Here is a 10,842-nt window from a genome sequence, read left to right as displayed (position 1 = left end):
ATATAATCTAATTTTACTTTTTCTATGGAAGGTTATAATCTAAAGACCTTGCTTTATCAATATAACGGAACAAGATCTTTTTAGTGAGTTCAAAATCTTCTAATGTATCTCCTTCACACCTTGCTGTAATGCAGTTTTGTGTATTTGACACCCTAAGGAGCCACCAGCCTTTATTATCATTACCAGTTACCTTAATACCGTCAAGATCTGAAAATGCAATATTTTGCTGCTCTAGTATTTTCTTTATTAACTCAATTATTTGAAATCTTTTTTCATCTTTAACCATAATCTTCACTTCATGGGTAATATATAGCTTTGGTAAACCCTCAACCATCTGAGATAAGCTTTGGCTTCGTCTAAGTAAAGTGTCAATGGCCTTAATAGCAGAATATAGTCCATCATCAAAACCTAGCTCAGAAAAGAAAAAATGCCCGCTTAATTCACCAGCAAATTTTGCTCCTTCCTCTATCATTTTTTTCTTAACCAGTGAGTGCCCAGTAGCACAGGTAACCACTTGTCCCTCTAACTTATTAACAAAATCATACACTTTCATACTCATTTTTACATTAGCAATAACTTTGCTACGCGGATATTCCTCTAATACTTCACGTACAAAAATCATAAATAAATGATCATTGGAAACAATACTGCCCTTATCATCAATCAAACGCACCCTATCACTATCACCATCAAGTGCAATGCCTAGATCACATTTATCTTGCTTTACAATATCAATAAGTTGAGCAAGATTTTTTTCTTCTACGGGATCTGGGTTATGTGATGGAAATGCTCCATCTATAGAATTATTGATTATGATATGCGTATGACCTGGCAAGAACGTTTCAATATACCTTAAGATTCCACTTGCAGGGCTATTTGCACAATCCCAGGCTATCTTTAATTTTCGTGTAGAATTGTTCTTTAGTGCACTTTTTAATATGTAAATATATTGACTATATATATTTATGTTAATTAAGCTTCCAATTTTTGTGCTGTTTTTAACCTTACTACTTATAATTTCCTGTGTTTCTTGATCTGAGTAAACTTTTTCACTACTGAAAAATTTAAAGCCATTATACCCGCTTGGGTTGTGGGAGGCAGTTATTATAATGCCAAGATCTGCCTGTGTGATTTGAGTTGCAGCACAGAGCATAGGTGAAGAGCATAGTCCAATGCGTATGACATTTGCTCCGGATAGAATCAAGCCCTTAGTTAACTCTTTTTCTATACTTGGTGAATCTATTCTACTATCATAGCCTACACAAACACTAGCTACGGTCTGGCCAAACTTTCTGCCTATTTCGTATCCATCACTAATCTGCAGATCTTTACCTACTATACCCCTAATATCGTATTTTCTTATAATGGTATTATCCATACTATACTGCTCAGAGTAATTACTATACTGTATTACAGACAAGCGCTCAAGTTTCTTTTTTAATTTACTCGTACAATTAGTTAAAGGTTAGAGAGTTTCATTGTAGATAACGGAAGGAAAATAATATTTAAGGAACAGATAGATAATAATAGAAAAGAAGCCATGCAGTTAGTGCTATTTTTGAACAGCCATTTAGTTTTATTTGCAACATAATATGTTATTCTGCACTTAATTTTGATTTCAATGCTCCATTTAAACTTCGCTATTTTACTTACTTCAGTATGGCTTCTCTTCTATTATTGTCTATTCATTATAAAGTTAGTAAAGATTCTGGTTTACTAAAAGTAAGTTAATTGCTATTCTTTAAAAGTAAATATTTACTATAGCACTATATGCTTAGATTTTTTTTTGGAGTTTTATCTACACTGGCGTTTTTGTTTTTCAGCTTTTTTGTTGTGCAAGATGCTGAAGCTAAACCTAAAATAAAGTTTAGTAAAAAATATATACCTCCTGGTAATCCTGGTGGTGTAAACTTTCATGAAGATGAGGATTTTGCTGAGTCATATAAACTATATGAAAAGCGTAGGGAACTCTTGAAGAAAAAAAAGTCACAGGTTCGAACTAATATTAACATAAATAAAGAAACCCTGGCCAAGAAGCTAAAAGAAAAAAAAGAGGATGCTATGGTAAATCAACATGGCATCAATATTGCGCGTTTAAAGGGTGCCGTATTCATAGACCAAGGACCAATTTCTCAACGTAAGGATGAGGAGCAATATGAAAGTGAACAACAAGAAGGAAAAAAAGTCACTTCAACGCAGGAGAGAAAAGTTTCTCCTATAAATGTTACTACAAAAAATACTACATCAAAAAGAATTTGTTCACATGATTCCATTGCCAACTTAAATAACGCTAGTTCAAAGGACTCTGACTTACTTGGAAGTATCGCTGATTAAAATATGTTAAGTAGAGATCTAGTAGATCATAATTTTGGTAATGAAGTATTTGAATTATTACCTTCTCCTAGGCATAAAACTTATGTTGTAAAAGTCGGGCAAGTAAAGATAGGTGGAAATAATCCTATAGTTATACAATCTATGGCACTTGGTGTACACATAGGTTCTGATGATATAAAAAGCAGTGCTAAGCAATATGCAAAAGAAATAATAGAACTAGCACATTCAGGTTCAGAGCTGGTGCGGATTGCTTTAAATTCAGAAGAAGTAGCAAAAGCAGTACCTTATATAGTAGAAGAGATAAATAAAGAAGGCTTTGATGGTAAGATGTTGGTGGGCTGTGGACAGTATGAGCTAGATAAGTTAGTTCGAGATTATCCAGACAACATCAAAATATTAGGTAAGATTAGAATCAATCCAGGCAATATAGGCTTTGGCGATAAACGTGATAAAAAATTTGAAAGGGTTATAGAGTATACAATAATGCACAATATCCCAGTTAGGATTGGGGTGAATTGGGGTAGTCTTGATAAATACCTCTTACAAAAATTGATGGATGAGAACTCTTTATCCAGTAATCCAAAATCTTCTAATGTTATATTGCGCAAGGCACTTGTAATGTCAGCACTTAATAGTGCACAAAAAGCTGAAAAAATTGGCCTCAGTTCAGATAAAATAGTTATTTCGTGTAAAGTCAGTAGAGTACAAGATTTAATTTCAGTTTATACGGCTCTTGCAAAATCTTCCAATTACGCCTTGCATTTAGGTTTAACTGAAGCCGGTATGGGTAGCAAAGGCATAATAAATACCACAGCAGGGCTTACTTACTTATTGCAAAATGGCATTGGAGATACGATACGGGCTTCTTTAACTCAACGTCCTGGCGAATCACGAATCAATGAAGTAACAGTGTGCCAAGAAATACTGCAGTCTATAGGCTTACGTCACTTTAATCCTCAGGTTAATTCGTGTCCTGGTTGTGGACGTACGAATAATGATCGTTTTCGAATATTAACTGAAGAAGTAAATGATTATATAAAAATTCGTATGCCAATATGGAAGAAAAAAGATCCAGGTGTAGAGCACATGAATATCGCTGTCATGGGTTGCATCGTAAACGGGCCTGGAGAAAGTAAACATGCTAATTTGGGAATTAGCTTACATGGATATGGAGAAAAACTAATTTCAGCGGTTTATAAAGATGGAAAGTATTTTAAAACTCTACAGGGTAATAATATCTTTGAAGAATTTAAGGTAATTATCGATGATTATGTAAAAGAGCATTACACATAAAATTTATAATATACAAAAATTGTGCTTAAAGATTTCCATTTTCTTCCCGATGACTCTTCTTTTATCTTATACTAACTCCTACTGTAAGAGGGAACGATTTGCTCCTTTTTATTCGCAACATATATGTTATTCTGCACTTTTTAATGTCCACTTAAACCTGGCTATCCTACTTACTTCAGTTATCGTCTACCAAGGTCTCTCCACTTTTTTCTGGATTACAGCTTCATATTAAAATGTGATTTTTAATAATCTCAACATCACTAAATTCAAAAGTTTTGTTTTCTATAATTTGAAATTTTTCATGTCCCTTTCCTGCAACAAGCAGGATCATATTTTTATCATAGGCAATATTTATACCTTTCTTTATAGCTTTTCTCCTATCCCTTACCTCTAGTGCATCAGAGCAACATAGCAAAATATCGTGACGAATTTTTGCTGGATCTTCATCACGCGGATTATCATCTGTAACTATTACTCTGTCTGCATACACCTTCGCTATTTTACCCATCTCTGCACGTTTTGCCTGATCGCGATTCCCACCACAACCAAAAACCAGAACTATTTTTTTATTGAAATGCCACTTTAAAGATAATAGAGTTTGTTTAAGAGCACTTGGAGTATGTGCGTAATCTACAAATGCAAAAGGTTTTACCTTTTCTATTCTTCCAGGTAAAGAAACGAGTTTATTTATACATATCTTACGATAATCTAACTTAGATGCAATAACTATACCTATTGCACACAGCAAATTATACGCCTGAAACTGCCCTAAAACTGGAAAAAACATACTGTAAACTTCATTACCAATTCTAATTATAAGATGCTGACCATCAAAAGTGGGAATCTGTCTTAATAAAGTAATGTCAGATCCTATTTTTCCATATGCTATAACTTTGTTGCCACGTTTTTTAGCTATCTTGAGTAATGCGTAATATTCATCTATATCCGAATTTAATACTGCCGTTTTTCCTTCTGGCAGTACCTCGTAAAATAACCTTTTCTTAGCTTCGAAATATTTACTTACGTCTTTATGATAATCCAAATGATCTTGTGAGAAATTAGTAAAAGCTGCAGCATTTAATTTTAATCCATGAATTCTATACTGATCAATTCCATGACTCGAAGCCTCTAATGCTAAGTGTTCTATATTTTTGCTATTCACATCACGCAATATGAAATAGAGATCATTTGCATCTGGAGTAGTAAGGCTGTTGTTATTATCTTCCCTTTCATTATTAACACATGTTCCAAGTGTTCCCACAGATGCTGCATTATAACCTGCATTTTGCCAGATTTGACGGCAAAACTCCACCACTGAAGTCTTACCATTTGTACCTGTTACAGCAGTAACATATTTGAGCTGCTTAAATTGATAAAATCTGCTAACTATTTTGCCATATATGGCTAGAGGATTGGGGTAAAAGATACAGATCTCAGCGCCATGTGCTGGAACTGCATTTAAACTCGCTATTATTACTGAAGCTTTTACAATACTTACATATCTTTCACCTTCTTCCGATACACAAACAAAGAGATAACCATCTTTAACTTTCTTCGGGTTACACGTAACACCCTTAACCTCAAGGTTAAAATCAATAGTGCAGTTGTCTAGTATTGTTCCAGTGTGTAACGCTAATTGCTGAACCCCAGTGCTTGACACTTGGATAACAGGAAAACTACCAATATCATGCAGCAATGCTCTCAGTATCATCTCCTACATCATCAGCTTGAAAGCCCAAAACATGACAACCTTGCTAATGCAGCATTCAAATCAGAAATTAAATCTTCAGGATCTTCTAGCCCACAAAATATTCGCACGAAACTTCCACTATAATCTGAATTCATTACAGATCTTAACACAGATTTACGATCTATTGGTAATATCAAACTATCACACCCTCCCCAAGAAGCACCGATATTAAAAATTTTCATATGATCAACCATATAGCTTAGTTCCTCACATGAATATTCTCTATCCAGTACTATACTAAATACGCCGCTTGCTCCTTTGAAGTAACTCTTCCATAATTCATGTTGAGGGTGGGAAGGAAGTGCTGGATATAAGACTTTTTTTACTTTTGAATGCTTTTCTAACCACTTTGCTGCTTTCATTGCTGTACTTTGATGCTTCCTCATGCGTATGTGCAGTGTTCTTAGCCCTCGATGTGCAAGGTAACAGTCGTATGGTTGCACAGTAACTCCATAATTCCTGCAGTTTTTATAGAGCAATTTAAAAACCTCACCTTCAGCAATAATGGCTCCCATTAATAAATCTGAGTGACCGGCTATATACTTCGTAACCCCATACAATGCAACATCAATACCATAATCAAGTGGCCTGAATAACAAAGGAGTAGCCCACGAATTATCGCAAACGGTCAAAATTTTATGCTCCTTAGCAACTTTCACTATATGTTCTATATTTGAAATCTCAAACGTTATAGAACCAGGAGTCTCAATCATTATTAATTCAGTATTACTCTGAATCAAACTAGCTATACCCTGTGTTGGATCATAGAAAGTTACCTCTACTCCTCTTTTCGGTAGCTCATTTTTAGCAAACCTCTTAAGTCGATAATAGCTATTATCTTGAATTAAAATATGCGAACCTGCTCTAGCAAAAGTCAGAATGGTAAAAGTTAGTGCAAACAATCCAGAAGGATAGATTAATGCTTGTCCCCTACCCTCAATTTCAGCAAGTGCATTTGAAAAATAATGAACGGTGGGAGTGCCAACACTACCATAGCTATGGTCTCTTATAACATCATCATTTGCCACATCATATATGCTTTTTCCATTTGCTGCATCTAAGTAGTCTTTGTAAGTAGGAAATAATATAGTAGAAGAATGATAAATTGGTGGATTCATAGAACCTTTATAATCCTCAAACTTTCTTCCTGCCTTAACTAATAATGATTCCTCTTTCACGTTCTGTTTTTTTTAAATTGTATTCGCTTTGTGTATATAAGTGAAGAGAAATTGCATGTATTAGCTCTATCTCATTCTTTAATAACTTATAAATCAACTTGTGCCTTTTGAGGCTATCCATTCCTGTAAAATTGTCAGATATTAGTATTAGCTTGATATGTGAAGGTAGCGTTGAAGATGAAGAAAAATAATGACTTGTATGCTTTACGGACTCATCGACAATATCAATATTAATTACATCTATTGAACCACGTATTTTTTCTTCTATTGTTTTAATGATACCCATTCTGCCATCTAAGTAGTTAATAATAGCTCTTTCTCCCTAGATGCTAGCGTCAAGTGCTGGCACAAAATACACTCTTATTTATTCTCTTCCTTATTATCTATGTCTTGATAATCAGAATCTACTACTTTTTCTTCCTCATTCATTGTTGATGAACTAGCAGAACTTTCTTTTCCCTGTTGTTGCTGAGATTCTTTATACATAGCCTCGCCAAGCTTCATAGATAATTGAGAAAGATTAGTAATTTTCTGTTGTATTGAATTAGTGTCATCAATGTTATCAGATTTACTAGCTGCTTTTAATTCATTAACTGCATTTTCAATAGCAGATTTATCTTCTAATGAAACCTTATCACCATACTCTCTTAGAGACTTTTCCGTAGAATGAATTAAGCTATCTGCTTGGTTCTTCACTTCAATAAATTTCTTACGTTTTTCATCTTCCTGTGCTTTTTCCTCAGCCTCTTTTATCATACGATTTATTTCACTCTCAGATAAGCCACCTGAAGACTGAATACGTATTTTCTGCTCTTTTCCAGTAGCTTTATCTTTTGCAGAAACATGTACTATTCCATTTGCATCTATATCGAATGTCACTTCAATCTGAGGAACTCCATGAGGAGCAGGTGGTATACCCTCCAAACTAAATTGACCAAGCAGCTTATTATCAACTGCCAATTTCCTTTCACCTTGATATACTTTAATTGTTACAGCCGTTTGATTATCTTCTGCAGTTGAAAATACTTGAGATTTTTTAGTAGGAATAGTAGTATTACGTTCAATAAGTGGAGTGAATACCCCTCCTAAAGTTTCAATACCAAGAGAAAGCGGAGTTACATCAAGTAATAACACATCCCTTACATCACCTTGAACAATTCCTGCTTGTATCGCAGCACCGATTGCTACAACTTCATCAGGATTTACTCCTCTATGTGGGTCCTTGCCAAAGAATTCTTTAACTTTTTCTATTACCTTTGGCATACGAGTCATACCACCAACAAGCACTACTTCACCAATTTGATTAGCAGATAAACCAGCATCTTCAAGAGCTTTTTTGCAAGGAGCCATAGTTCTTTCGATTAAATCATTTACTAAACTTTCAAGTTTAGCCCTTGTTAATTTCATATTTAAGTGTTTTGGACCACTTGCATCTGCCGTAATAAATGGCAGATTTATTTCTGTTTCCATTGCACTTGATAATTCAATTTTCGCTTTTTCAGCAGCTTCTTTAATTCTTTGCATAGCCATTGGATCATTTTTTAGATCAATGCCATTAGTTTTTTTAAATTCATCTAGTAAATAACTTACTATTGCATTATCAAAATCTTCACCTCCAAGGTGGGTATCACCATTCGTAGCTTTTACTTCAAAAACTCCATCACCTATTTCAAGTATTGAAACGTCAAATGTACCACCACCAAGGTCATATACCACTATTGTGTGCCCATGCTTCTTATCAAGACCATAAGCAAGTGCCGCAGCAGTTGGCTCATTAACTATTCTAAGCACATTCAACCCAGCAATTTTCCCTGCATCTTTTGTTGCTTGACGTTGAGAATCGTTAAAATATGCTGGCACTGTTATCACAGCATCCTTTACTTCTTCCCCAAGATAAGCTTCTGCTGCCTCTTTTAGATTTTGTAGTATAAAAGCACCAATTTGACTAGGAGAGTATTCTTTACCATCTGTTGTTTTAATCCATGCATCACCATTTTTTGCTGCAAACACCTTATATGGCACATTCAGACCTTTCATTTCATGATCACCATACTGACGACCTATTAATCTCTTAGTAGCAAAAAAAGTATTACTTGCATTAGTAGTTGCTTGTCTTTTTGCTGGAGCACCAATTAATCTCTCTCCTGATGAAGTAAATGCAACTATAGACGGAGTAGTCCTTGCTCCTTCTTTATTTTCTATTATCTTACCTTGTATTGCAACACAAGAATTTGTTGTTCCAAGATCTATACCTATTGCTCTTCCCATAATGAATACTCCCTTAATAAATGTTGTCTGATATAAGAATATATAAGTATAGGACTCGTCGATTACAAGTCCCTTTTATAGGATTTCCAGTTAGCTATTAGTATTCAAAATACGTGAAAGCCACCTAGTTAACCAAAAACTGCCTTGTAATTTCTCTGAATCAGAGACTCTTTCGTTGCTGCTACTTTCAAGCTTGTAACCAGAGTTTTGTAATGGCTTGTAATCACCCCAATTAACGTCATCCCCTCGTTTCAAAACGAACGTATCTACACTTAAATTGCTATCAGCATTAACATTTAATTTGATATTAAACTCTTTTTCGATTGTAGATACTGTACTGCGTTTATTATTAAAAATATGTGCTATAATTGTACCATGCGCTACTAAATCAAATGATCTATTTCGATTTCTACTAGCAATGTATTGCAAATCTCTCAATATTGATGCAACAATCACCTCATTTGACTTCACCTTTCCAACCCCTTTACAGTGCAAACACTCTGTAGTATTAATTTCTTGTATACTTGGTTTTATTCTTTGCCTTGAAAACACCATTAAACCAAAGTCATTTATGTAACTAAATTGAACTCTAGCTTTATCATCCTTAAATGCTTGCCTAATAGCAGACTCAACAGCTCTACAATACTGATACCTTAACATGTCAATAAAATCTACCACTATCAACCCAGATAAGCCTCTTAAATTTACCTGTCTTGATATTTCAGGCACTGCTTCCATATTAGTTCTATAAGCTGTCTCTTCTATACTATCTTCCCCTGTCATCTTCCCTGAATTTACATCTATTGAAACAAATGCCTCAGTTAAAGTTATTATCAAAGATCCACCAGACGGCAATTTTACTCTATTGCTGTATAATTCAGAAATTTGCTCTTCGACTCCGTAATAAGTAAAGATTGGAATAAAACCCCTATACAACCTGTAACGTAACTTACTACCTTTTAATGCATTTTTAGCATATTGTCTTACTGTTTCAAAAGCTTCCTTTCCAGATACTATAACCTCCATATCATTGCTACAAAAATCACGAATAGACCTCATAATTAGGTCTGCTTCATTATAAATCAATGATGGAACACTTACAGAGGAAGCACTTTTTTGAATATTCTGCCATAATGAAGATAAATAATTATAATCCTGCTCAATTTCTTTTTTACTCTTCCCAGAGCCAATGGTTCTTATTATTAAACCAGACCTTTTTGGCAACTCTATTGAATTTAATATATCCTTTAACTGCTTTCTGACACTAACATCTTCAATTCTGCGGGAAATTCCACCTTTACTCACGGAATTAGGCATGAAAACACAGTATCTACCTACTAAAGTTATATATGTTGTAAATGAAGCTCCTTTATTACCTCGTTCTTCCTTAGTTAACTGAACCAATAATCTTTGATTTACTGAAATAACATCTTGCAACTTGTATCTCTTATATAGAGACACCTCTCTTGCAAAACCATTACCTGATTCGTTAACATTCTTATTAATTACTAAATCTGAAGAAATATTTGTTGATACACTGACACTTTCCTCTGCACAATCATCATTCGAGCAACCTTCAAAGAAAGCCTCTTTTTCCTTTTCTGGAATATTGAAGTAGTCTGGAGATATCTCAGAAAAAGATAAAAAACCTTGCTTGTTTTTTCCATATTCAATAAATACAGCTTGCAAGGAAGGCTCTATGCGTTTTACACAAGCAACATATATATTACCTCTTAATTGTCTTTTTTCTTTAAATTCTTGCTCAAATTCTACAACTCTATTGTCAGCTGATAAAGCAACTCTTACTTCATCAGAACAGATAGAATTTTCTATTAATAGTAATCTCTTACCACCATTTATCACTTATCTACCGTTTACTTTGCACTCCAAAATTAACTTTATGTTACTCAATGTACTGTCGATTGTCAAGAATTTTGCAACTTACATTGTTCTAAGGCACAAAATGATTGACTTTTAGCACTTTGTATAATAAACTCATAAAGGATTTATATTACTATA

The 10,842-nt window shown here is 34.2% G+C and carries 8 protein-coding genes; 2 read left to right on the top strand and 6 right to left on the bottom strand.

The window, feature by feature from the left end; all coding sequences use genetic code 11:
• Positions 1–22: 22 nt before the first annotated feature.
• Positions 23–1,378, bottom strand: a complete 1,356-nt coding sequence (locus tag GOY07_RS02175; RefSeq protein ID WP_175837881.1) for a phosphomannomutase/phosphoglucomutase — start codon at positions 1,376–1,378, stop codon at positions 23–25.
• A gap of 392 nt (positions 1,379–1,770) precedes the next feature.
• Here GOY07_RS02175 and GOY07_RS02170 point away from each other — a divergent pair, with 392 nt between their 5' ends.
• Together GOY07_RS02170 and ispG are read left to right on the top strand one after the other, a co-directional pair.
• The gene (locus GOY07_RS02170; RefSeq protein ID WP_175837879.1) at positions 1,771–2,334 is read left to right on the top strand and encodes a TRP75-related protein; all 564 of its coding nucleotides are present in this window, start codon (positions 1,771–1,773) and stop codon (positions 2,332–2,334) included.
• A 3-nt stretch (positions 2,335–2,337) separates the two neighbouring features.
• Positions 2,338–3,627 (top strand): flavodoxin-dependent (E)-4-hydroxy-3-methylbut-2-enyl-diphosphate synthase, encoded by a 1,290-nt coding sequence (gene ispG, locus GOY07_RS02165; RefSeq protein ID WP_175837877.1) that lies wholly within the window; start codon positions 2,338–2,340, stop codon positions 3,625–3,627.
• A gap of 223 nt (positions 3,628–3,850) precedes the next feature.
• Here the strand turns inward: ispG and GOY07_RS02160 are convergent, their stop codons facing one another.
• The 5 genes from GOY07_RS02160 to GOY07_RS02140 all read right to left on the bottom strand — a co-directional run bounded on the left by GOY07_RS02160 (position 3,851) and on the right by GOY07_RS02140 (position 10,686).
• Positions 3,851–5,338: a Mur ligase family protein gene (locus GOY07_RS02160; RefSeq protein WP_175837875.1), complete on the bottom strand. Its 1,488-nt coding sequence runs from the start codon at positions 5,336–5,338 to the stop codon at positions 3,851–3,853.
• A gap of 11 nt (positions 5,339–5,349) precedes the next feature.
• Entirely contained in the window at positions 5,350–6,555 is a 1,206-nt protein-coding gene (gene metC / locus GOY07_RS02155; protein ID WP_175837874.1) for a cystathionine beta-lyase, read from the bottom strand.
• Positions 6,530–6,841, bottom strand: a complete 312-nt coding sequence (locus GOY07_RS02150) for a BolA family protein (RefSeq protein WP_175837872.1) — start codon at positions 6,839–6,841, stop codon at positions 6,530–6,532. The genes metC and GOY07_RS02150 overlap by 26 nt, the downstream gene beginning before the upstream one ends.
• A gap of 74 nt (positions 6,842–6,915) precedes the next feature.
• A complete protein-coding gene (gene dnaK, locus GOY07_RS02145) occupies positions 6,916–8,823 on the bottom strand; it encodes a molecular chaperone DnaK (protein WP_175837870.1) in 1,908 nt (635 codons plus the stop codon).
• 90 nt (positions 8,824–8,913) lie between these two features.
• Positions 8,914–10,686 (bottom strand): Rne/Rng family ribonuclease, encoded by a 1,773-nt coding sequence (locus GOY07_RS02140; RefSeq protein ID WP_175837869.1) that lies wholly within the window; start codon positions 10,684–10,686, stop codon positions 8,914–8,916.
• Positions 10,687–10,842: the final 156 nt, after the last annotated feature.

The sequence above is a fragment of the Wolbachia endosymbiont of Litomosoides sigmodontis genome (assembly GCF_013365435.1).
GTDB lineage: Bacteria > Pseudomonadota > Alphaproteobacteria > Rickettsiales > Anaplasmataceae > Wolbachia.
The sequence above is the reverse complement of the archived record's forward strand: the minus strand, read 5'-3'. Positions and strand labels throughout refer to the sequence as shown.

Bases quoted from the DNA above. Each gene is read 5' to 3' on its own strand.
- GOY07_RS02175 (WP_175837881.1), bottom strand. From the start codon at position 1,378: ATGGATAATACCATTATAAGAAAATACGATATTAGGGGTATAGTAGGT.
- GOY07_RS02170 (WP_175837879.1), top strand. From the start codon at position 1,771: ATGCTTAGATTTTTTTTTGGAGTTTTATCTACACTGGCGTTTTTGTTT.
- ispG (WP_175837877.1), top strand. From the start codon at position 2,338: ATGTTAAGTAGAGATCTAGTAGATCATAATTTTGGTAATGAAGTATTT.
- GOY07_RS02160 (WP_175837875.1), bottom strand. From the start codon at position 5,338: ATGATACTGAGAGCATTGCTGCATGATATTGGTAGTTTTCCTGTTATC.
- GOY07_RS02150 (WP_175837872.1), bottom strand. From the start codon at position 6,841: ATGGGTATCATTAAAACAATAGAAGAAAAAATACGTGGTTCAATAGAT.
- dnaK (WP_175837870.1), bottom strand. From the start codon at position 8,823: ATGGGAAGAGCAATAGGTATAGATCTTGGAACAACAAATTCTTGTGTT.